We start from the raw sequence: 23,223 nt of genomic DNA on the forward strand, positions 1-23,223 counted from the left end.
AGCACCAATCTATCGTCTCACACATGGCCACGCTTCATTTCAAATTTATTACTTGTGGCGGAATTTCCAATTCCCACTAAAATATCTTTACTGATAAAAACCCCCATTCATTCATAGCGTATGTGTGTGCCTTGCATGGTGAATATAGCTCATGAAGTTGAGCGTTCCAAAGGGTGAAAGTCCCGTACTCGCTGGGGTCGTGCCCAGAAGCGAAGCAAGTGGCACGCGTGTCGCTGAAGCTTTAGCGTAAGCACAAGGTGGTTTGGAGTGATCCACGCACTGAAGTAAGCCAGACTGCGGTGTCTGTACTGACGAACAGGAACCACATACAGAGGCTATGAGGCCGGATGAGGCAGCACATCATGCCGAAGTCCAACTCCTCGANTGTGTGCCTTGAATGGTGAATATAGCTCATGAAGTTGAGCGTTCCAAAGGGTGAAAGTCCCGTACTCGCTGGGGTCGTGCCCAGAAGCGAAGCAAGTGGCACGCGTGTCGCTGAAGCTTTAGCGTAAGCACAAGGTGGTTTGGAGTGATCCAAGCATTGAAGTAAGTCAAACTGCGGTATCTGAACTGACGAACAGGAACCATATACAGAGGCTATGAGGTCGGATGAGGTAGCACATCATACTGAAGTCCAAATCTCGAAAGAGAAGTACCGAAGTGGTAGATATGGCAGGATTAGATAAAAGGATATTCGCCTTACCGAGGGAGGTCTCGAACCGTACGGGTTACGGATTGAGAAGTCAGCAGAAGTCATAGTAGCTACTGGTAACGAGCCGATCAAAATCGGAGGACTCACTGGGCAGCGAAGGACTGAACGTATTGTGAAGCNCCTTATCTTAAAAGTAGCGGAAAGAGGCTATTGGTGTAAAGAGCGATAGCCTTATACTTTACGAACCGCCCAGTACGAGACCCGTACGCTGGGTGGTGTGAGAGGCGCACCGTGGGCTTATAGCTCACGGCCGTCTACTCGATTAGCCACCTTAATTACACTTATAGGCTCTTCTATAACTATAATTTACAGCTTCTTGCTCAAAAAAGTTACAATTATGAGTGGTTCCGGCTAGCTTATAACCAAGCCAAAATAAAGGTCCATTCAAATCAAAATAGATGTACTTAGAAAGAGAATTATAAACCTTACTTACATTAGAGAGCTTTTTGTTGGCTTTGGACAAAATAGCATTTCCTCCCACCTTTCTATCAAATTGTAATATGTGTGCAGTTTCTTCAGCGTATACGTTATAGAAATCATCTTGAGTCAAATCTGTATTCATTCCAATTGAACTTACCTGGCCTGTAGCTAATCCAGATGCTCCAAGTCCAGGCAATGAAAAACTTTGGCTCGATTCGAAATAGAGAATACCTGTCTGTAATGATTTTTTTAAGTTGAACTTTGCGTTCTTTCCTACTACCAAAATTCCATAAATAGATGATGTGAATAATCTACCCGTAAATCTTTTTTGGTATGGGTAATATTCCAAACGAGTAACAAATAGATTTAGGTGCAGTCGATCGAACATTCTTCTACCTTCGGCGGAATTTTGAATAATTGAAGTTCCGAAAGAGTTCACCAACCGAGCAGGCCATGCGTATGAAATGTTTTGTTGTTTTTGTATCTGATGCGTTAATGATAACCCAATGTGACTAATTGCTCCTCCGATAGCTCCTTGATAAAACCCTTTGGTGAATGCTTGAAAACCGGATATATTTTCCTCGTTGTTTATTAATCTACCAACACCTCCAATTAGACCGTTGAATCCAATGTTGAAGACTGCCAGTTGGGCTCTCTGATTTCTGAATTCGTTAGATTGACATTGAGCGTTTATTGAAAGTAAAATCAATAAAAGTATAAAACCCGTATTTTTCATTTTTTATCTCGCCATTTGGTGGCTAACTAGTGAATAACACCCATCCCGTTTTTAAACGTTTACAAATATTTCAAAACGACATTCAAATGGATAAAACTAAATTAACCATAATCAAACACTTCCTGGAAAATACATAGCAATATACCAGGAGTATCCGAATCATTTAGCATAGAGTTCTCAAGAACAATCCCTACACTTATATTTTGGAAACTACCCCTTAAATTCTGGCGCATTCAAAACGAATGGTTATCTTAACACCTTTGCTCTTTCTACAGCCTCAAAAGCACATTTCATTAAAATATCAGCGATAAAACCTATAGGTTACTTTAACCAAAAAAGTGTTTTCCGGAGTTTTATCAAACACCTGCTCATTTAAACCCTGGAACAGGCTGGCCCTGGGCAGGCCGGTATCAGATACTCCCTGAGACCACACCAGGAAGATTTCTGAGCCGGGTTTGTATTCATACCTTAGTACGAGGTTTGACCTGAACTGTGCGAAGGAAAAGTCGGGGTTACTAAAACTATAATCCATCAGTCCATCCCTGTTTTCATCTACTTCATAGCTTGTGCCGGAAGTAGGGAGGGTGAGTTGGTCTGGGGTGAAAAAATGCAGCCGGCTTTCTTCGTTGGATGCGGTAGCATTGGATACATAATTGAAATCGTCATACCGGCCGGTGGTGATAAAAGGCTCTCCATAATATTGAATGACCAGGTTCGCATTGATCGTAAAGTTCAGTCGTAAGGCCAGATTAAAGGTTTCCTGGTCGATCATTGAGGTGATATGCCGCATGGAGCCCTGATATTCCTGGCTTTCATTGTATTGTAATCTATGACGAATAGTGGTATAACCGGGAGATAATGAGATGTTCAACCGGTCAACAGGCTGGTAAGTGATCGCAATGTTGTTTTCCAGGAGGTAGTAACTTCCTTCGCCACCTGTTTTCGTCCATCCGTTATAGCTCAGGTACAATTTTTTTCTGGAGTCAGAGTTGACAGCCCACCAGGTGCCGTATTGGTCGGGCAGATAGATCCTGGGGCCACCCTGTAAGAGTGACTTGGCGTAGATATGGGGTTGGGAAAATACGCCAAAAGTCCCCGCCCAGTTGTTCCTGAAGGTACCGTTGAGTTCTATGTCCCAATCGATGTAGTTGAGATTGCCGCCGAAGTCCCAGTTAAACCAGTGTTTGTATCCGATACTGGCATTTCTAAATACACCAAAAGAATTGACGGAGCTGTATGTGATGCCGGAATAGTGTTGGATCACATCGGCCTCCCGCATGAAGCCTATATCGTTTAACTCCAACCCCGGAGAGCGCCAGGTCAGGCCTGATTCAAATTTGATGTGACCTTTTCCGGCTTTGCCAAATTTTATATCTCCCCCGGTGCCGGTAAGTACAGTGCGTGTAGTATCCAGGGTCAGGTGGCTGGCGCCTTCCCGTTGAAAAAGATGTGGGATGGAGGTTTGGGTGCGTTGAATAGCCCTGGCGCTGCCTTTTACCTGGCTCATGACAAGATTGGCAGTCAAATACCATGTTCGGTCACTCCACTGGTGGGTAAGGTCCAGGCCACCGGTGAGGGCGGACTCATGCAGAAAGCCAACATTTTCGTTAAGATCACGATGCGTGGAGGTGATGATGCCGCCGAGAAATGTGTTTTTATTATTGAAGTCTTTCTGTACCCGGCCTACAAAATAGTTGGTTAAAGGTTCAACCAGTTGTATTCTGGTGCCGTTGTCGCCCGAGATTTCGGCATATTCTGTAGATGTGATACTTTCCAAAATACCTATAGACAAACCTTTCTTGGTTTTACCGCTGAACTTAACCGCCCCCAGGATAGAAGTGCGTTGTGGAGCGTTGATATATTCTCCCGGCGTGCCGGACACTTGCCCCTGAGGACTCCTTCCTATCCTTCTGGAATAAAATAAGTTATCACTGCTATAGGGACTTCCGATGATGGGCGCCGAAAAGCGGTAATCGAAGATGTTCTTGTTTTCGATGAAAAAGGGGCGTTGTTCTTTAAAAAAAAGTTGGAACCCATCCAGTGCGATGGCGGCAGGGTCCGCTTCTACCTGGCCAAAATCCGGATTGATCGTGAAATCAAGTGTGAGGTCATTGGTTACTCCAAGCTTTCCATCTACGCCGAGGTTCACTTCTTTTGTATAGTTTTTCCGATACGGGTTGAGTGGTTCTTTTTCAAATGTATTGACAGCGCCTACCAGGAAGGGCTGAATTTCCAGCTGACGCTGCGGTTTCAGGTTTCCAAGGCCATGCAGTTCACCGAATTCACTCACCCAGCCGGGGGAATTCTGAGGTACTCTCTGCCATACGGATAGTTCTTCATTTCTGAGCAAACGCCTTTGCACCTGGAGCCCCCATACTTGCTGTTTACTGTCTCCGAAACGGAGCTGGCTTAAGGGGATTTTCATTTCGGCCGTCCAGCCGTCCCGGTTGATATGAGTTTTGACATACCAGACCGGGTTCCAGGCGATGTCTTCTTCGGCGCCATTCAGCGAGATGGTTTTATCTCCTTTCACACCGGCCGCGCTCACCGTAAAAGAGAAGGCGGTACGCAGGTCATGATAACTGTCGAATAGTATCTCTATCCAGTCTCCATTAAAGCCATCCCTTCGGGACATTCTGCTGTTGATCAAACCGGGAGAACGATCAAAACATTTTATGCCAATGTACAGGTACTTTGAATCATAAACTATCTTGAAAGCAGTCTGCTCAGAGGGAGGGGTATTTTCATTGGGCAGCCGCTGAACAAAATTTGCGGACCAGGATGAAGACGCGGAATCACTCCATATGGCTTCTTCCAGTTTACCATCCATGAACGGCACCTCTTCATTAGCTATAGATCCGGTAGTGTATACTTTCCGGGTAAGGTGTGCTAATTCTACCTGTGCCGTTGCTATGGCAGAATATAAAAAAAGGATCGGAAAGGGAAGTAGTTTTGTAAGTTGCACGTATAATTCAGTTTGATGTGTTTACTGGATACGAGTGCTTTGACACAGATGGCTATTGCTATAATTGAACAGTTTTGAGTCTGTGATATGAATTTTTTTCAACTACAGGATGCTATTATTATTCGTAATTTGAGGGTATGGAATTAAAATACTTTCGACTCATTAAAACAATTGCCGAAGAAGGTAACATCGCCAACTCGTCGCAGCGGCTGTTTCTGACACAATCGGCTTTGAGTCACCAACTGAGGGAAATGGAGGAGCGACTGGGGTTTAAAGTCTTTTATAGGAGCCGTAACCACTGGCAGCTGACTTCTGAGGGCGAAGAACTGTACAAACTGGCCAATAAACTGCTCCAGGCTATTGAAGACGGACTCAATAGCATTCAGCAAATCAAAGAAGGTGCTAAGGGAACGCTCAAAGTAGGGGCAGAGTGTCAGTCTTTTTTTCATGGACTTCCCGGGTTTGTACAGAAAATGGCCGTACTATACCCTGAAATTAAAATAGACCTGAGCCTGGGGGCCACGCACCAAACCCTCTCCCAGGTTTTAGCGGATGAAATGGATGTAGCTATTGTCACTTCAAAACCCGTCTCGGAAGCACTTTACAGCGTGGACATATTCGAAGATGAGATCATGGTAGTGATGCACAAGGAACATTATCTGAACAGCCATACTTACCTGGATGCAGGTCATTTTGCTGATGTCCATCTTTTTATCAACTCTTTCCCCATGGAAAATGTATCCGTGTATGAGCACTTTTTAAGACCTAATAAGATCACTCCCCAAAAGATCTCGGCGATCCCGTTTACAGAGATCTCCCTGGAAATGGTAAATGCTAATATGGGGGTAATGTGTTCTCCGTTATGGATGTTAAAACCCTTTAAACTGTCGGAAGACCTGGTCTTTAAAAAGATAGGGAAAAACGGACTGAAAAGGACACACTACCTTGTGGTAAAAGAGGAGAGACGCCATTTGGAGTATTACAATAATTTCATCTCCAATTTTGTGGAAGACTTTTCGAATATTGTCTGTTAACGTTTAATGATTATTTCATAAACAGTTCTTTCCAGGGGATTACAAACGGTAAAACCAGTACCCAAATAATGAAAAACAGTGCCATACCTTTGGGGTAAGCCTTATGGTTGATCAGCGAGGGTAATGCGGCAACGATCAGCCAGGATGATTTGTAGATGAATTGAAGTAATAAGACCAGACCCATTTCCCCGGGATAAAATAGTCCCAGGATAGAAAGGATGAAAATAGCTCCCCAAAGCGCTCCGACCAACCGGATGGCTTCTGAATATTCGAAAGCGCCTGAGAAAACGCTTTGCTGAGCGATTTTCGGGAAAAACAGGCTGGTGATACTTATCCAGTCCGCTACCAATATATTAGCTACATAAACCAGTTTGATCACGCTTATCATTTTTCAGCTCTCCGTTTAATATTGTCTAGTACTTCCGGCAACATGTTGCGGAACTTACTTCCGAATGCCCTGGCAAAAATCCCTTTGGTCAATCCTTTAAACCATACTTCATGTGTAAATACAGTTTTGCCTTTGTCGCTGTTGAGATACCTCTTTACATAAAGACTTCCCAACGGCAGCTTTGTTTTCAATGTATAAGACCGTCCTTTTTCAAAGGCTATTATTTTGAATTTTGATCTCCTTCCTTCCAGTGAAGTGATCACACCTTTGGAGTTAATAGTAAATGCACCTTCCAGAGTAGCATCCTTAAGTCCGGAATCCCATTGTTTCCAGTGTGGAACATCCGTCCAAATGGACCAGATCTTTTCCGGTGATGCCGAAGTTTCTGAAGTATGCCAAAAATGTTTGTTGGATTGTTCGTTTTCCTGAGCTTGGAGTGCCATAACCGTAAGGGTTGAGAAGATAAGAAGTAGTAATCGCATGGTGAACTTTTTTACAAGTTTCACCACTAAAAGGCTATATCCACTTCACCTATGTTAACTTCTGCGCATCATCAACATATTTCTTGCGTATCCGGCTCAACGATTGAGGAGCAATACCCAGATAACTGGCAATGTGTTTTAAGGGTACCTTTGCAATGAGAATATTATTTTCCTCGATCATTTTTATGTATCGCTCTTCTGCTGTTTTGTTTTGCAGTTCTTCCAGGATCTGCTCCGTATAATACTGCACTTCCTGGACTAGTTTTCTTACAAACTCACTCCATTTGGGACAAGCCAAAAGGTCAAACGTATCTGACTTACTCATCTCCCAAACAACGCAGTTTTCCAGGGTCTCAATGTTATCCTCTGCCGGTATTTCATTGGCAAAACTTCTTTGTGAAGTGAAGCAATAGGGAGGTACAGTGAAGTATTTTGAAATGTCTGACCCATCCTTGAATACATAATATCTGAGAAAGCCAGACTCCAGGAAATAGAGTTTCTTACATACTTTTCCGCTTTGAAGAATTACCTGGCCTTTCTTATATTCCTTTCTGACCAGGCACTTTTCTATTCTGTCCCATTCATCATTGGAAAGGGGTGTGTAATTCGATATGTATTTCCTGAATGGATGCATTTAACGAGTATATGATGGTGGTCAGTGCGGAGTAAATAGTAAACACTTAAACTGTACACCACAACTAACTTAAAACAACCATCGGGCTAACTGGTTCATGAGAAGGTTGTGCGGTGATAGGGTTTTGACACAAGGGCTGATGAAAGAAACCTAAACGTCAACTCATATAACATTTAACATTACCTGACCTCGGCACTTATGGATTACTGTGACCCTTTTTCTTTCATCCACACCGGTGTTGTATCGGAGTTATGTTTTCCACCAATAATATCTTTGTATAGCTCAGGCCTTCGGGCTTTTTTGTATCGCCATCCTCCGGAGAGTTGTATTTTGTCTTTAGATATTTTCGATAGTGTGATATCGTTTTCAAAGGATTTTATTTCAGACATCACCTCTCCATAAGGATCAAGGATCATGGAATTCCCATTTTTCAGGTGTTCCCCATCGTAACCGATCGGATTGGTAAAGGCATAGTATACTCCGTTGTCGTACGCCCGGGCAGGTAGCCATCTCATTAACCAGCGCCTTCCTTTAGGGCCGTCAAATTCAAGCCGGAGGGATACCGGGTCATTTTCCCGGTTTTGCCAAAGTCCATTATCTACGTAACCTCTTCCCGGCATAGCGGAGGGAGTACAACCTGTTACGTGTGGGGCGAAAATCAATTCGGCTCCCAGAAGCGAAGTGGCCCTTACATTTTCAATGACATTATTATCATAGCAAATTAAGATGCCACATTTCCAACCCTGGAGATCAAACACGCAATATTCATCTCCTGCTGACATATATTTACTTATGAAAGGATGAAGCTTCCGGTGTTTGGCCACCATTCCATCTTTGGTCACACAGAGGTAGGTGTTAAAGATCTTTCCATTTTCTTTCTCTACCAGGCCGGCCAGTAGGGGTATATCATATTCTTTGGAAATGTTTATCAGCTCCCGGGTACTCTTTCCGTCAGGTACCTCCTCCGCCAGGTCTGTTATTTCCTCATGACTTAAATCCTTGGTATAGGTATAAGCGGTAATTGACATTTCATGAAAACTGATTACATCGGCTCCCTGGGTCCTGGCTTTTTTGGTAAGCTCGCGGATGATGGAAAGGTTATACAATTTGTCCCCGTCTTTAGGTTCAAATTGAGCTACTGCTATATTCATATTTCTTAGGTTGACTTTTCATGTTTACGTTATTGCGTAATGCTTGTTTTAACGAAAAGCAGTTGATATCCAGGGTAGGTGAAAGCAGTATAGACTTAAGAAACTTGTTTTAGCTTCTTAAGTCTTATATATGAAAGTGTACCAACTTAGCGGCAGCCGAAGCTGTAACTTTTGGTTTTGTTAAAATGTCTATTCCTTTAAAACCATATCAATACACATTACAGCAGCGAGAATTAGCAGCCTGATTGGATTATCTGCAGGGATCTTTTCATCAATCTGCAACATGTAATTGTCTGCCGTAGTAAATAATTCTTTGCCAATGCCACTCCATTTTTTGCTGACATGGGCAAATTCAATATCATCTTTCACGAATTTAAAATCCCAACTGGTCCATTTCCCTTTAAGGGTGCATAGCGTTTTGTCATTCGGGTCAATGACGTCAAATTTCCCCCCAATGGAGAAAAACTTTTGCTTGAACTTTCCAATTAAATTTTCATTCTCGTCCAGCACTTCCACGGTGGACAGAAAAATAGAGACGCCCCGCTTTACAGTCAACACTTTTTCTCCGGAAGGAGTTTTGATCTCTACGTTGAAGGGTGTCATTCTTTTGTAATCCGTAAATCTTAACATCTTGGTGAAAAAGCCAAGCTTTTCTTCACGACAAGACATGATCATTTCTTGATTATCGGGGTCGTATATATCGTAGTTGTTAGAGGCTTTGAACATGCCGACATGTTCTTTTACAAAAAATAAATTGCGATTTAAAACAGGGTTCATAAGTGTTGATGTTGTTTATTACTTTTTTGAATATGAAAAGTAGCGTGAAGGTAAACGGCAATTATTCAGTTTGTATAAATGTATCAAAAAAGCATAAGTCATTATGACTTACACGTATCTGATTGTTTTATATTTTATTATTCTACTATTACCATAACATCTTCTGAAACCCGGACCTGATAGGGTTGTTACACAAAGCCTCACGAAGTAGCACAAAGGTTCACAAAGTGGGGAGAGATCGTCTTTGTGTAACTCGGTGAAGCTTTGTGCAACTTGGTGTCATAGCGAAAGCCCAATCCCAATATTGAAATTGATTTGTCGAACAAAATAATAGGCTGTGCCATTGAGGTGCACAAACAGTTAGGGCCAGGACTACTTGAGTCCGCTTATCAGGCGTGCTTATTTTATGAACTCAAACAGTCCGGTTTACTGGTGGGTAAGGAAATTCCAATGCCTGTGGTCTACAAAGAAGTGAAACTGGATCACGGATATAGAATGGACCTGCTGGTCGAAAACAAAGTGGTCATTGAAATAAAAACAGTAGAAGCACTCACCGATGTTCATACGGCGCAGGTATTAACTTACCTTAAACTTGGCAATTTTAAGTTAGGTTTACTCATTAACTTTCACGTTTCTATGCTTAAACATGGCATCAGGAGAGTGATCAATTAAGGGCAGTGTTTCGTTTTTTCTGATCGCCTGATAGGGTGGTTACACAAAGTCGCACAAAGTAGCGCGAAGGTTCACAAAGTGGGGAGAGATTGTTTTTGTTGAACTTGGTGTCATAGCGAAATCCCAATCCTGTGGTCGAGATATGAGTAGCCATTATTTTTTTAATCGACTGATAAATTGATCGCCCGGTGTAATCTTGTAATTCTTCCTCTCCGGATCGGTGCCGCTGGTATTAACGGTCACCGGAGTATCACCCAGCAGTGTAACTTTGAGTTGTCCGTCTTCCAGTTCGATGTGTAGATCCGTTAATTTATCCGGTCGCACACTTATCGGACCAAGTGAAATTTCATTGACATTAAAGAAGTAGGTTTTGTTGTCTTTAGTAAGAGAAGTGGGGTTTTTCCCTGCTATTTTCCATTCGGATTGGTTTATTTTCCATCCGCCCAACATGGGGCCTGCTATCGTTTCATCTATCCTGTTATTGTAGCCTTTGTAGGGGAAAATGATAGTGACAAAACTAAAATTATGTTCCTTTTCTTTGGAAACGATTGTCCATTGCTTTCCCCTGGCACCCGAACTACTGACATGATCTGTAGGATTCAATTGATAAATATCGCAGCCACTGGCGTCTTCAAAAGATGCACGGATCAGGTCAGGGCCTTGTTCTACGGTATAATGTCCCTGCCAGATTTGTTTGTACACGTGTGGTGTATCGGCCTGGAAGTTATCTTTGACGATCCAGTAGTCATCTTTTACAAAGATTACTTGTCTTGTGTAGCTAACGCCCAGGTTTTTAAAACCATCATGGCTTCCAACAAAAAGATCGAAATCATCATTGCTTTGCCATACCAGGGGTTTGGGGGCGGGTAGTTCTCTGAATTTCCCAAATCCGCTGCCTCCTTTGTTGGATGTCCACTGTTTTCCCTGCAGTTCGTCATCGACCAGTGCCACATTTTTGACCATCGAGTTTTTGAACAACTCAAAATCTTTTAATGAATAACGTACCTGGTAGTTTGGTAAAATAGCGTGGCCATTTGCTATCGCTTGTATGCCAAGCATATCACCGTGTTGGTGATCTGGCTTTTTACTATCCAGTCCGGCGCTTATTATCATCATTTTATCATTTCTATTCCAGCCTTCCCGCATGATGTAGTAGTGGGTATCAGGGAATTGTAATGAGCCATAGGCAGGCTTTTTCCGGTCGATGTCCTTCAATAGGTTGAGTTGCCTTTTTTGCAGGAACCAATACATTCTGCCGGCTACGCGATCTTCTGCGAAGTATCCCAACGTGGGGTCTTCAAATAAAAGATAGCCTAAGGTCATCGCACCGGCTATCTCATTCTTTTCGCCCCATGGTATGTCCGTGTCGTCCTGGAGTACAGGGGCAGTTTTGTCAGGATAGGCAATTTTGGCAAGTGTGGTGAACAGCGATCGTAGTTTTGCTTCCCATACTTTGCTGACTTCAGTACCGCTAATTTTGGCTAGCTGGAAAACATAAAAGTAGTTATTGATATCGCTCATGTGATAGTGGACGGAACGCTCAAACTGAAAACCATCTTCATTAATTTCTTTCAAAAGATGTTCTTCCAGCCTCTCCATGGCCCTTGAAAACCAAAGATCAGTACCTTTAAAATCACGCAGTAAGATGGCAAGCATTGCCAGGGAAGACATGCCTTTCGTTTGATGATTACCAGCGCGAAAACCAGCGTTACGTTCGTAAAGGTGAGCGCCATGCTGTAACAAAGTAGCAATGGTCTGTAACTGGTCCTTATCGGAGTATTCCGGTTCGTTTAAGAACATGTTGTGGATCCAAAGCCAGTTCAATATACGATACCCCGACCTAAATGCTTCATATACGCCATTGCCATCTTCGATCTTTTCATATTGACCTTTCCGGAATGCATGGTTTAATGAACGCAGTTGGTTTTCGAAATACCGGATGTATTTGGGATCCTTTTTATCATTGAAGTAAAGAAAGGCGATATCCACCATTTTATGTTGCCGGGCTAAATGACGCAGGGCATAGGCATTGACTTCATTTCCATTGAGGTAATTAAACGGGAGTACCCATTGCGTGGAATCAGCATATTTGCCCATGTGGTCTAATGCTCTTTTCCTGTGGTTGTCCTGGTTGCCATAGGTCTCATTATAAGTCGCAAACCGGTGGTCAAAAGTCTGGTAATCGTAGAAAAAACGCTCGGAGAATTTTTCCCTGAAATAGGAGGCAAGGGCTTCGGCAGAAACTTTGCCCCTTTCTGCTACCTGATGTTTAACATCATCCTTCAGGTAATCTGCAAGCTTTTCAATACGGATGATCTCATCAGCGGGTACGTCCTGTGCAGATGCAGTGGTCTGGATCAACATGCCAATGCATAAGATCGCAACAACGATTTGTTTAAGCCCCCAGCCGTCCTCTTCATTTTCTAAAAATGTAATGTCCATTTTGTTACTGTTTACGGTTGGTTTAGTGCGCTTTTCCTGCCAGTGTTAAATGATGTATCTGATGAAGATTATGCATAGTGATCAGCATTATTTGATGAGTTGGTAGTAAGCAAGACCGGTCGGCAGTAACCAGCAAGCAGTAAGCAATAATTATTTTTTAACATTTTACCGACTGCTTGTTGCCAACTGCGGACCACATTATCGATTCATCGTTATGTTCATAGTAAATGGTGATTAAGATCAAAGGCTATGCAGACGTGACAAAACACTAATACAGTAACTTAAGTTTTAGATTTTCTTCTACCACCAGTTTACCCGAATTGGAGATCTTGTTTTCCGAATGTGTATTGTTTTTGGCGCCCCATAGAAGTGCTACCATTTTCACCGGGTTGTTTTGAAAAGTATTTTTGGAAATATCTACGTTGATAATACCATACGTATTCAACAAAATTCCATTCTCTTCTTTCTTTCCACAATTTGTAAAGGTGCTGTTGGTCACAGATAAGGTGCCTCCCACGGTAGACTCATCGTATCCGCCCCGATAGTAGTCGATGACATTCTTTTGGATGTTATTAAACTCGCAATTGCTTACCGCCAGGTTCTCTGCATTGTAATCACCTTTATCGTTGGTTTCTTCGGATAGTTCTATACCATTTTCGCAGCTATTAAATATTGTATTTGTAAAAGAAATGTTCTCAGCAAAGGAATGTTTGTAGGCCTTAAGAACATAATTAAAATGGCTGATTTCGCTGTCTGCTACTTCCAGGTTATATAAGCTGGACATGTTCTTTTTAAGACTTGCGAAGGCATATTGGGTGGCTTCTCCTTTTAGAATAACACTTTTTAACGTCAGTTCACCTTTGGGATGCATTTCGAAAGCAGGTGTTTGCGGAGCGCCTGAATATAGTATGGTGGCCCGATCGTTTTTGTCTTTTGACTCGATACTGATCTTTTTATTGATCACCAGGGAGCTTGTGATTTTATAGGTTCCCGGGGTTAGTTGTACTATGTCCCCGTTATTCGCTTTCTCAATCTTATCGGCGAGGTCTCCATCCTCTATGGTAGCAACAAAAACCTGGGCTTCAGCTTCCGGCCGTTCGCTGGAATACCATCCGGCGCCATATTTGGATTTGTTAAGTAGTCCAGGGGCACTGGCTGGAGATTGTGCGATGGCTCCAACTGCATTTTTCTCCGTTCTCGGGTTCCCAAAGAGGTCTTCCGTAATGGTCTCAAATTCAAAGCCCGGAAACAGATCGATGCCAGAGAGATCATTTGCCGGAACCAGTACATATTCACTTAAAGCAGACAGTTCAAATGCATTTCTTTCCAGGCCATCTATTGATTCATAGGCTATTCCATTGTTGCTAATGATGTTGTTTTTAAAGTTTATTCCATCGATCTCATCATGTGCTACCACGGGTCTGCTATCTCCCTTTCTGTTATAGATGATGTTATTGGCTACTGTTGTTCTGATAGGTTTGGCAGATCTGATCTCCGATGCCGGTAAAACACCTTTTTGACTTACGTTGGAGCCTACTCCGAATTGCCAGGGAGATACACAATCGATCCAGGAATTGTGTGCTATCACGACATCTGTTACCTGGATGTATCGATTCAAAGGAGATTTGGGGATCCCGTTCATAACGGCAAGCGGACTCCTGAAATTTTGACCTTTGAGCTGGTAGAAGTAGTTATTGGTTGTCCAATGACCTGTACCAATGATCCTTATTCCTCCAATATTCTCATTGTTCTCATCTCCAATGAAATAGTTACCATCAATGATGCAATAGTTGCCGTGTCGGGTTACTAAGGAACCCTCAGACTTATAGAAAACGTTATTTCTGAATTCATTGAAATTTGTTTTACTGGAGATCACTTCCACTTCTCCGTTGCACCGCTCAAAAAGGTTATCGGCCACCATAGTATAGCTGGGTGACATAGAGGTGAAGCTATTCCCGAGTTGGATGGTTTCAGCGCTTGGTCCGCCTTTTGGGGGTCTTGGCCCAAAATGATTCTTTACGATTTGATGATAGTTTTTGATGCTTTCATTCCCTTCTATGTCTACCCTTATCGTTGGTCCGCGATTTGATTTACCGGCTATGTAGCAATGGTCCAGCTGATTATGTCTTCCTCTGAACTGGACCCAAAGATCAGTCCTGTCCCGTTGAAGTTGATTGAAATCTTCTATCACACAATTCGTCACGCGACAATGGTTGGCCACAGTATTTTCATCGGTCCTGAATTCAATCACGGCATTGGAAGGGGTGTATCCATCCTTAAAATGCAGGCCGCTTACTACCAAATGCTCACCACCGAGCTTGAGGTCAGATGCTCCCTGGATGATTACCTTTCCTGCCGTTTCCGCCAGTAATGTGATGGGTTTGGATGCTGTTCCATTCCCTGTAAATCGTATCTGGACATCCGGCCAGACGCCGTTGGCCAAAACAATCTCATCTCCCGGCCGGGCATTTTTTATAGCTTCTTCCAGCTCACTGGAGTTGCTAACGATGATACTGGTATTACGGTAGTTATCCTGACACGCCAGGATGAAAACGGATAAAATCAGAAAAATTAATTTGTGCTTCACGGGTAAGTTGTTTATCGAATTTAGAACTCAGGTATTATTATAATGTCTTGACGTTTATTTGAAAAATCATCAGGCATTCTGCCATAATTTTTGAACAGTCTTCAAATCTTTTTTCATAGCATCGAATACCACTTTTTTGTCAACCGATAGCGTAGTTTGGCCATGTTCGGCTCCTCCCAAAGGGTATTCAAGATGCAGAGAGACAGGAGGATGTAATTTATATTTCTTCAGTAGCTTAAAATACGTTGAAAAATCAACCATGCCTTCTCCTAACGGAACGTTAACGGCCCTCCACTTTCCGTTTACCTTGCCCCATTTAAAGTCTTTCAGTACAATTACTTTTATCTGTGAATGCAAAAGTTGCAGGCCATTTTTCCATGAATGACCTCCTTCTGCTACAGCGTGACGAATATCGTATTGGGTACCAAAGAACTCAGGGTCTACGGTTTCCAGTATTTTCTTCACTTCCCAAAAAGAAGCGCCTATACTGGTGCCTGCATGATTTTGATAACATCCTACAATGCCCTTTTCCCTGTTAAGATCACCAAGCTCTTTGATCCTTTCCCGAAATACTTCCAGGGATTCAGTCATGGGCCTGTCTTTAATATATTTGAACCAATTCGTGCGATAGTATTTCACACCTGAACGGGCTGCAGATGTTATGACGTCCACATCCCATGGGTTATTGACACTTTCTATACTTGTGGTGATCATCTCACACAATGAACCGCCTTTTTGAATATCTTCTATGGCTTGCGGCAATGCTGTTTTGACAGATTCCGGTACTATGTGACCCTTCGGACGTACCGTTAAGTCAACCCCTTTAAACCCCATTTCGGCAGCCATCTGGCCAGTGGTTTTGTGGTCCAAAAACTGGAGATGCTTGGAAAAAATATGGACATTCAATTGCTCCTTGTCCTGTTCTGTGGCCAAATTAGTTAAGGGTATATTTATATTCAGGAATGGAGCAAGGCTTGCTGTAACCGTCATTTTTTTGACAAAGGATCTTCTGGGCAGTGTCATAAGGTATGTAGTTCCAAATTGGTCGACCAATTTTTGAAAGACCAATTTAGACATCGCTGTCCACAAATACTAGGATTTAGGACAGGAAATGAAGGGGCATTATATACAGACCTCTGTATTAAGAAATTGTCATGTTCCAACAACGGTAACGGTGGGTGGGATTTCTTTCAATAGCTGATTCGTTTTCCTGGGATTTGTTCTGTTATTCTCAATTTAATTTTGATCAGGGTATCCGCACATTTTTCTCCTTGTTTTTAATTTGGCGGATCAACTTATCTATATTTTTTAATAGAGTTTCCTCTTTTTTGATGTAACTCAAATATTTCAAAATATCTTTTTTCCTTGATCCTGTTAAGCTGTTAAAGTCATCCCGGAGATTTTCCTTTTCCAGTTTTTCCCTGAGCAGGGCGGGCATAGGATACTCCTTTATGTCTTTATGTGTATCTACTTCTATGTTAAAGGAGGCAGTCTGGTCCAAAGCGGTTTTTCCTGCTTTCATCATTATCGAATTTACAAATAGTCGGTAGGGCTTATTTTTAACCGGAACCAGATTTTTAGCAAAACGAAAATCGTTGATGGTCCCTTTGATTTTTATATGTCCCTTTTCTGAGGTCATTTGATGGGTAATTTCAGCAGGAACGTCAACACACCAATTGATACCTACCTTATAGATCTTCGCCTGAAATTTATGTTGCATAGCTTCTTTTGAATAAAAGGTGTTGGATGTTTTAGCTTGCCATAAGAACTACGTCATTTATTTTTATCTAATGTGTAATAAAAGTGAACTACCTGTTCTTCCTCCGTAGGTAATGTTGAACGATAAAAGTCTATGACATCGTCTTCCGCTTTATCTGCCTGAACAAAGACTTCTTCAAAGCCCTTTTCCTGACAAAAATGGTTCATTCCTTCTATCAATGCTTTGCCGATCCCCTGCCTTTGATAAGGGGTGTCTACGGCCAGGTCATAAATGTATGCCAGTGGTTTTTCCGAGTAATACTGCTCAAGTACATAGGCCGTTAAGCCTCCGGTTACTATGCCATCCTGTAATGCAACGAACACAAAAAAATCATGTTTACTTAGCAGTTTTTGTAAGTGGACAAGCGGAGGGATTGAAAAGTTTTCCATTTCAAACACACGCTCAAAGAGCCTGATGACTTTTACGAATTTTTCAAAATCGTGCTCATCTAATTTGTGAACAATAACATTCGAACTTAACATGTTGCTCTCTCTTTTCTTTGGGCGTATTACATCTTGTATGATAAAGAACGGATCGTTTCAGGAACTCAGAAGTGAAAACTATCTGTCGTATCTCACTGCTGAAAATACTACTTTTGATCTTCAGGTAAAAATCATAGGTCTGCTTCGTTACCTTGCTTTGAAGCGAATGGCCTGGCCACCTCCGGGGGCCAGCTTCAGGACCAGACTATCTCCAGAGGTGCATTCAAGTTTTGAGAGTTCATGCGGGTATGGATTGGTTTTCCAATCACTGTCCTCAGCGTCTTTGTATATTTCAGCGATGTAGACTTTCCCTTTTTCCAAAAAGTCAAGTTGAAGGGATAAAGTCCTACTTTCCTCATTGGTTATAGCTCCTAAATACCAGTCATCACTGTCCCAATCCTTTCTCGCTATGGTTACGTATTCACCGATGCTGGCCTGTAATACTTTTGTTTCTTCCCAATTGACAGGTACATCACGAATGAATTGGAAGGCGGGTTGGTTTTCATAGTTTTCGACCAGGTCAGAGGCCATCTGTAATGGGCTGTAGAAAACTACAAAAAGTGCAAGTTGCTTAGCCAGGGTGGTATTTATTCTACTGGTGCCTTTGTCCAGGTCGTTCCATTTCACTCGTTTTCCGGCGTTTTTATAAAGTAGATCAAAAACTCCCGGAGTATAATCCAGCGGGCCTGCAAGAATTCTTGTAAAAGGTAAAATGGTATGGTGTTCCGGCGGGTTTCCATCACTCCAGCCATTCCATTCCATACCCCGTGCGCCTTCCCTGGACATCATATTGGGATAGGTCCTCCTGGTCCCTGTTGGTTTGCCGTAGCTATTTGTCCACTTTATAGTAGAGCTGTACCAACCCCGTGGAAAACGTTTTGGTATCTGTTAAGATCAGTTTTTTCCTTTGGTTATTAGGGATCAATAATGGCTTTCCTTGTCCCAGGATAAGGGGATGTATTGCAATGATGAACTCATCTATAAGGTTCAATTCCAATAAAGCCGAGGTCAATACTTTGCCACCAAACAGCCAAATATCTTTACCTGGGGTATTGAGCAGTGTATTTACTTCTTCTTCAATGTTTGCCCTGATTATTTTTACTCCATCGGGGATTTCTTTGAGCGTTGTAGAAAAAACGATCTTCTTTTTATCTGAAAAAGCAGTAGGCGCTTCTCTTACCAGTTGTATATAGCTCTTACGCCCTAAAAGTATCGTGTCGATCCGCGCTAAAAAATCCGTCATTCCATAATCCTGGTCGGTTAAGCACCAATCAATTTCTCCATTTTCCCCTTCGATAAAAAAATCAAGGCTTGTACAGAGGTTCAATATTATTTTTCGTTTATTCATAGGTTTTATTTTTTAGTGAACATTAAATGGTCGATGGACCAGCTGCCACTGCCTGTTATAAATACAATCATGGAGAGTCCCAAAAATACAAATGAGAGTTCCTTTGTCTGAAAAGGGTCATTGGAATGCGCGAGAAAGTATGCTATCATCATAGTGATACATATGGGTAGTACGGTTAGCCGGGTTAAAATTCCAAAAATCACGAATGTTCCGCAGACCAATTCTGCAAAAATGACCAGCATCAGTGAAGTGTGTGAACCTATTCCTATCAGGTCCGGGAAGAACGGGAGGAGCTCATGAAATGAATACAGTTTAGAGATACCATGATAGGCCATCAGGCCTCCAAGTAAAAGACGTAGTAATATCTTAGTCAAATCACCGTTGAACTCCTTTTGGGAGAGAAATACGTTGTTTAAATACATTATAATATTGTTTTAGGAGTTCAAAACTACCTTTTGCTCCGGCAATGAAATTGTATAGAATTAACCTACTTCAGAATTGTGTTAGGGAACCCGATTTTTCGTTCAATCTGTTTATACCTGAATTCGGAGGGAGTGAGGCGAGTGAATTTTTTGAATGTTCTGATAAAGTGTGATTGGTCATAGAAACCGCATTCCAGGGCTAATTGGGTAAGGGTTTTGGTAGGATGGTGCCACATTTTCCGAGCGGCAAGGTTGAGCTGACCGATCTGAAAATACTTTTTAGGCGTGATGCCGACTACATCTTTGAATACGTTTATCAAATGTTTTGAAGTGTAGTTAAGTTCATCGGCTATTTTGTTTATTCTTAATGAATTGTCGGAACTAAAGTCTGAAATGGCGATGATGAAGTCATCAATTACAGGTGGACAGGTTTTATTGACTGCATTTTGAAGAAAGAAATCAGAAAAGGTGTTAAGCCTCTCTTCGGTAGAGGTTACTGAACTGACCCGCTGAAAAAACTCATCTGTTTTGTTGAACAGTAAGTGGTCCGGGGTGGTGGTCATGTGGCTGGTGAATTCTGCTATACTTAGTCCATATACCTGGTATACTTTCGTCGGATCAAATAAGATCCCAAAAGCACGATACTTCCCTGAAGCGTGCGTATGTATCATGTCCGTCTGGATCCCGGAAAAAATCAATTTCCGTTGGTCCAGGCTGTTGTTGACAGTAAGCACATCTCCCAGGTTCAAAAGGAGCTCATGTTGTAAAAAAGGGATGGTCAATGAGGTCACATTAATGGCTTCTTTCTCAGCGAACCAGAATGTTCCAATGGATTCGACAGGGTATATGCCTTGGGTATCCTTCATTTCAAATTACCTGAGTACAATGTTTTTGTGCGCATTTTAATTCAAATTAGTAATTCCAGGTATGAAATGATTGGCAATCCCCATATTGACGTCATCTGGCATTTGTATCCAATTTCGTGCTCCATTGGTCAATAGAATGACAGTAACGGTCTTTTGGGTGTCATCTTTCCAGTAGTGCCTGATGGAAGATATACCTGCTCCACCATGGCCTGTAAGCCATACTCCATTTTCCAATTGACGCGTTTCCCAACCTAGTCCGAAAGGTCCAACGTTATCATTATTGAGTTTTGCAGGAGTCCAAATACTATCTAATTGCTCTTTACTTACTATTTCTTCATTTAATACGGCTTGTATCCATATGACCAGTTCATGCAAACTAATGTTTAGCCCGGCTGCTGCATACATAGGGGGAGCGTATGCCAATGGGAACATTTCCAGTTTTCCACCTGTCTTTCTGTAGCTGGTTACTCTTTTAGGAACCACTTTTTTGAAGCCACCGTAGTTAGCCGTGGTCAGATTGAGCTTATCAAAGTAGTTTTCCTGCATGTGGGTTTCAAAGTCTTGTCCGGCCAGTTCTTCAAAAATCATTCTTACCAGCATAAAACCTGTGGCATTATATTTAGTAGCATCACCGGGTATAGAACTAAAAGGTTTATCCTTCAATGCTTCAATGACAAATTGATCACTTTCAGGAGCTAAATAAATCTGATAGTCTATTTGGTCAGGTATTCCCGAAGTATGTGTTAGTAAGTGTTTTAAAGTCAAATCTCTCCAGGATTCAGGAAGGTCTCTGTGGGTAGGCAGAAATTCACCCACCGTCTCATGAACACTTCGACCCTTGATTTTTAATAATCGATGTAATGCGGTAGAACTGATCAATTTTGAAATAGAGGCTACTGCAAATAAGTTGTCTAGTGTCATAGGAACCTGATGTTCTAGATTTGCTAAGCCCATAGCTTTTTTGTGAACTAATTTTCCGTTTATCAGGATGGCATAATTTAGCCCAATAATTTCAAGGCTGTCCATCATATTTTCTACATATTCGTCTGTTTTTTCAAAAATTGCTGTTTCGTCGGTACTATTTATTTGTTCTCCACAGCTTGTTAGAAAGAGGAGGTAACTTATCGCTAGAAAGCATTGTTTTGTATGTCTTTTCATCGATTTACTGACTTGTTTCATGTGTTTTCTAATGGCTAGTACCTTAACAAGGGTAATTTCGTTTCCTTTAGCCTATGATATACTAACTAAAGCAATGGTGATTCAGAAATTAAGTTACATCATTCTATAGGTAGGTAAATGTATGTTTTCCTGTACCAATTTACCTTTTTATTCGGAGCATAAATGTTGAGATACAGACCGCTTTACCTCCGTTGTTAAACTTATCAATGTTTTAGAATATTTCCCCTTACTATTAAATGGTATATCGTAACCTCTGACGACGGATATAAATGAGCTGATTGATTTCGTACTGTTTAACCCAAGATAGTGGCTAAGGTCAGTGCGAGGTCATAGGCAACCCTTTGCCTTGAAGTATAATTCTATCATCTGCTTCTTGCCTTTGCGTGAATTGGAGAATTAAACTAACGGGGAAATGCTTTCGAAGATCAGTTTGTCAATAGTGCAATGCCAGTTATACCTGGGCATTCTTTTATGGTTTTTTATTCCGGACCCCAACACTTGTTTTGCACAGGAAAGGCCTAATTTCATTTTTATATTAACGGATGACCAGCCTTATGGATATTTAGGGTGTACGGGTAATTCAATAGTACAAACTCCCAACCTGGATAATTTAGCGGCGGAAGGTATGCTTTTTACCAATGCCCATGTTACCTCGGCCATTTGCACTCCAAGCCGTGCAAGCATATTACTCAGTCAGTTCGAGCGAAAACATGGCGTGAATTTTAATTCGGGCACCTCGTTATCCGAAGAAGCATGGAATACTTCTTACCCTGTCGTTATGAAAAGAAATGGGTATTACACTGGTTGGATTGGTAAAAACCATGTACCGGTAGGAGAGGGAGGTTACTCGGGAGGCCTTATGGAAAAGAGTTTTGACTATTGGTATGGAGGGCATGGCCATTTATCGTTTTATCCAAAATCGCGGCATGAGATCTTTGCCAGGGCATCAGATAATACACAGGTGGAGATCATCACGGAAGGTGTGCAGGATTTCCTGAGTGATAATAAGAAATTCCTACTTGCCAAAAAATTCCTGGAAGAACGGCCCTCAAAGAAACCTTTTGTCTTATCGGTTTGCTTCAATTTGCCACATGGAGCGGGAACAAGCACTATGAAACAAAAAGGATCAGACCCGGAGATCTATAAATCTTTATACAGAGACAAGACCATTCCGTTGCCAAACCACTACATCGCCAAAAAAGATATTACAACACCCAAGCTACCCCATGATTTGATGCATGTCGAGGATCGACAAAAATCCTATGATTACGTCGATACCCCTGAGACACTCAGAGAAACCTATATCAGGCAGTTACAGGCGATGACAGGTATTGATCAATTTGTGGGGAAACTCAGGGAGTCTCTGGAGCAAGAAGGATTGGCAGAAAATACCATTATCATTTTCACCTCAGACCATGGCTTGTTCATGGGGCAATTCGGACTGGGCGGAAAAGCGCTTTGTTATGAACAAACTACTCATGTGCCGTTGATCATTTACAATCCATTCGCAAAAAAAAGACAAAAGGGGATGAGATCGGATGAATTAGTCCAAACCATTGATATTGCGCCTACTTTATTGGCTATGTCCAATATAGAAATACCGGAAACATATCAGGGTAAAGATTTATCTTCCTCAATGGCAGATAATAAAATCCGACTAAGGGAATACCTGTTCACAGAAAACCTGTGGTCAACACATTTTGGCAATCCGAGATGCGAATCCGTACAGAGCAAAAAATGGAAGTATATAAGGTATTATAGAAACAATAATATATCCGTTCAATACTTAAAAGATGCTGCAAAACAACTGGGAATACCTCAGAATAAAATGCTATACGAAGTTCATGATCATCAAATAGCTGTGTACAGGTCATTTATTGAATCACCTTTGAACGGTGAAAAAGCCGTTTATGAAGAACTGTACGATTTAGAGACAGACCCTTCCGAATCAGAAAACCTGGCGGCAGATCCCAAGTATCTGAAAAAAATTCAACAACTAAGACAGGTGTGGAAGCGGGAAATTACTTATGCCAGAGGGACGGATGATCCTGAAGTGTGTAGGTATACCTTTGATAATGGGGGTAGTAGTAAGTAAAAAGTTGGTTCACCTTATCTGAAGAATGAAAAGCATATGATCGATCAAATCGCAGAAATTAACCTAAAGACG

At 41.9% G+C, this 23,223-nt stretch carries 20 protein-coding genes; 3 read left to right on the forward strand and 17 right to left on the reverse strand.

The genetic code is table 11. From position 1 onward, the window contains the following. Positions 1-983: 983 nt before the first annotated feature. Entirely contained in the window at positions 984-1,868 is an 885-nt protein-coding gene (locus FNH22_RS29765; protein ID WP_143402180.1) for a hypothetical protein, read from the reverse strand. A gap of 301 nt (positions 1,869-2,169) precedes the next feature. Then, positions 2,170-4,833: a DUF5916 domain-containing protein gene (locus FNH22_RS29770; RefSeq protein ID WP_221420380.1), complete on the reverse strand. Its 2,664-nt coding sequence runs from the start codon at positions 4,831-4,833 to the stop codon at positions 2,170-2,172. Between the two features lie 137 nt (positions 4,834-4,970). On the opposite strand from FNH22_RS29770, the gene FNH22_RS29775 reads away from it, so the two are divergent. After that, the gene (locus tag FNH22_RS29775) at positions 4,971-5,867 is read left to right on the forward strand and encodes a LysR family transcriptional regulator (protein ID WP_143402182.1); all 897 of its coding nucleotides are present in this window, start codon (positions 4,971-4,973) and stop codon (positions 5,865-5,867) included. A gap of 10 nt (positions 5,868-5,877) precedes the next feature. On the opposite strand, the gene FNH22_RS29780 is transcribed toward FNH22_RS29775, so the two are convergent. From FNH22_RS29780 to FNH22_RS29800, 5 genes are all read right to left on the reverse strand, one after another. Next, positions 5,878-6,255, reverse strand: coding sequence for a hypothetical protein (locus FNH22_RS29780; protein ID WP_143402183.1), 378 nt, complete (start codon positions 6,253-6,255; stop codon positions 5,878-5,880). Continuing rightward, a complete protein-coding gene (locus FNH22_RS29785; RefSeq protein ID WP_255518188.1) occupies positions 6,252-6,698 on the reverse strand; it encodes an SRPBCC family protein in 447 nt (148 codons plus the stop codon). The genes FNH22_RS29780 and FNH22_RS29785 overlap by 4 nt, the downstream gene beginning before the upstream one ends. 88 nt (positions 6,699-6,786) lie before the next feature. Further along, positions 6,787-7,371 (reverse strand): Crp/Fnr family transcriptional regulator, encoded by a 585-nt coding sequence (locus FNH22_RS29790; protein ID WP_143402186.1) that lies wholly within the window; start codon positions 7,369-7,371, stop codon positions 6,787-6,789. A 203-nt stretch (positions 7,372-7,574) separates the two neighbouring features. Continuing rightward, positions 7,575-8,522, reverse strand: coding sequence for a nitrilase family protein (locus tag FNH22_RS29795; RefSeq protein ID WP_143402188.1), 948 nt, complete (start codon positions 8,520-8,522; stop codon positions 7,575-7,577). Between the two features lie 189 nt (positions 8,523-8,711). Beyond that, positions 8,712-9,299 carry a phospholipid scramblase-related protein gene (locus FNH22_RS29800; protein ID WP_143402190.1) on the reverse strand — a complete coding sequence of 196 codons (588 nt, stop codon included), beginning with the start codon at positions 9,297-9,299 and terminating at the stop codon, positions 8,712-8,714. A 315-nt stretch (positions 9,300-9,614) separates the two neighbouring features. On the opposite strand from FNH22_RS29800, the gene FNH22_RS29805 reads away from it, so the two are divergent. Continuing rightward, positions 9,615-9,971: a GxxExxY protein gene (locus FNH22_RS29805; protein WP_255518189.1), complete on the forward strand. Its 357-nt coding sequence runs from the start codon at positions 9,615-9,617 to the stop codon at positions 9,969-9,971. 153 nt (positions 9,972-10,124) lie between these two features. Here the strand turns inward: FNH22_RS29805 and FNH22_RS29810 are convergent, their stop codons facing one another. The 10 genes from FNH22_RS29810 to FNH22_RS29855 form a co-directional block, all read right to left on the reverse strand. After that, complete coding sequence (locus FNH22_RS29810) at positions 10,125-12,413, reverse strand: heparinase II/III family protein (protein WP_221420381.1); 2,289 nt, start codon at positions 12,411-12,413, stop codon at positions 10,125-10,127. A 268-nt stretch (positions 12,414-12,681) separates the two neighbouring features. Next, positions 12,682-15,000 carry a chondroitinase-B domain-containing protein gene (locus FNH22_RS29815; protein ID WP_143402194.1) on the reverse strand — a complete coding sequence of 773 codons (2,319 nt, stop codon included), beginning with the start codon at positions 14,998-15,000 and terminating at the stop codon, positions 12,682-12,684. Between the two features lie 69 nt (positions 15,001-15,069). Then, complete coding sequence (locus tag FNH22_RS29820) at positions 15,070-15,990, reverse strand: sugar phosphate isomerase/epimerase (protein WP_221420382.1); 921 nt, start codon at positions 15,988-15,990, stop codon at positions 15,070-15,072. Positions 15,991-16,246: 256 nt separating this feature from the next. Further along, complete coding sequence (locus FNH22_RS29825) at positions 16,247-16,720, reverse strand: DUF1905 domain-containing protein (protein WP_143402197.1); 474 nt, start codon at positions 16,718-16,720, stop codon at positions 16,247-16,249. 53 nt (positions 16,721-16,773) lie between these two features. Beyond that, entirely contained in the window at positions 16,774-17,241 is a 468-nt protein-coding gene (locus FNH22_RS29830) for a GNAT family N-acetyltransferase (protein WP_143402198.1), read from the reverse strand. Positions 17,242-17,388: 147 nt separating this feature from the next. Further along, on the reverse strand, positions 17,389-18,126 hold the full coding sequence (locus tag FNH22_RS29835) for a glycoside hydrolase family 97 catalytic domain-containing protein (RefSeq protein ID WP_370513207.1): 738 nt from the start codon (positions 18,124-18,126) through the stop codon (positions 17,389-17,391). Beyond that, the gene (locus tag FNH22_RS29840) at positions 18,071-18,589 is read right to left on the reverse strand and encodes a dihydrofolate reductase family protein (RefSeq protein ID WP_143402200.1); all 519 of its coding nucleotides are present in this window, start codon (positions 18,587-18,589) and stop codon (positions 18,071-18,073) included. The genes FNH22_RS29835 and FNH22_RS29840 overlap by 56 nt, the downstream gene beginning before the upstream one ends. A 5-nt stretch (positions 18,590-18,594) precedes the next feature. Beyond that, on the reverse strand, positions 18,595-19,011 hold the full coding sequence (locus FNH22_RS29845; protein WP_143402201.1) for a DoxX family protein: 417 nt from the start codon (positions 19,009-19,011) through the stop codon (positions 18,595-18,597). Between the two features lie 65 nt (positions 19,012-19,076). Beyond that, on the reverse strand, positions 19,077-19,877 hold the full coding sequence (locus FNH22_RS29850) for a helix-turn-helix domain-containing protein (protein WP_143402202.1): 801 nt from the start codon (positions 19,875-19,877) through the stop codon (positions 19,077-19,079). Positions 19,878-19,913: 36 nt separating this feature from the next. Further along, positions 19,914-21,035: a serine hydrolase gene (locus FNH22_RS29855; protein ID WP_185154495.1), complete on the reverse strand. Its 1,122-nt coding sequence runs from the start codon at positions 21,033-21,035 to the stop codon at positions 19,914-19,916. A 433-nt stretch (positions 21,036-21,468) separates the two neighbouring features. Between FNH22_RS29855 and FNH22_RS29860 the strand changes: the two genes are divergently transcribed. Next, the gene (locus FNH22_RS29860) at positions 21,469-23,151 is read left to right on the forward strand and encodes a sulfatase-like hydrolase/transferase (RefSeq protein ID WP_143402204.1); all 1,683 of its coding nucleotides are present in this window, start codon (positions 21,469-21,471) and stop codon (positions 23,149-23,151) included. Positions 23,152-23,223 lie beyond the last annotated feature (72 nt).

Origin of the sequence: Fulvivirga sp. M361 (genome assembly GCF_007097395.1) — a bacterium.
Classification (GTDB): Bacteria; Bacteroidota; Bacteroidia; order Cytophagales; family Cyclobacteriaceae; genus Fulvivirga.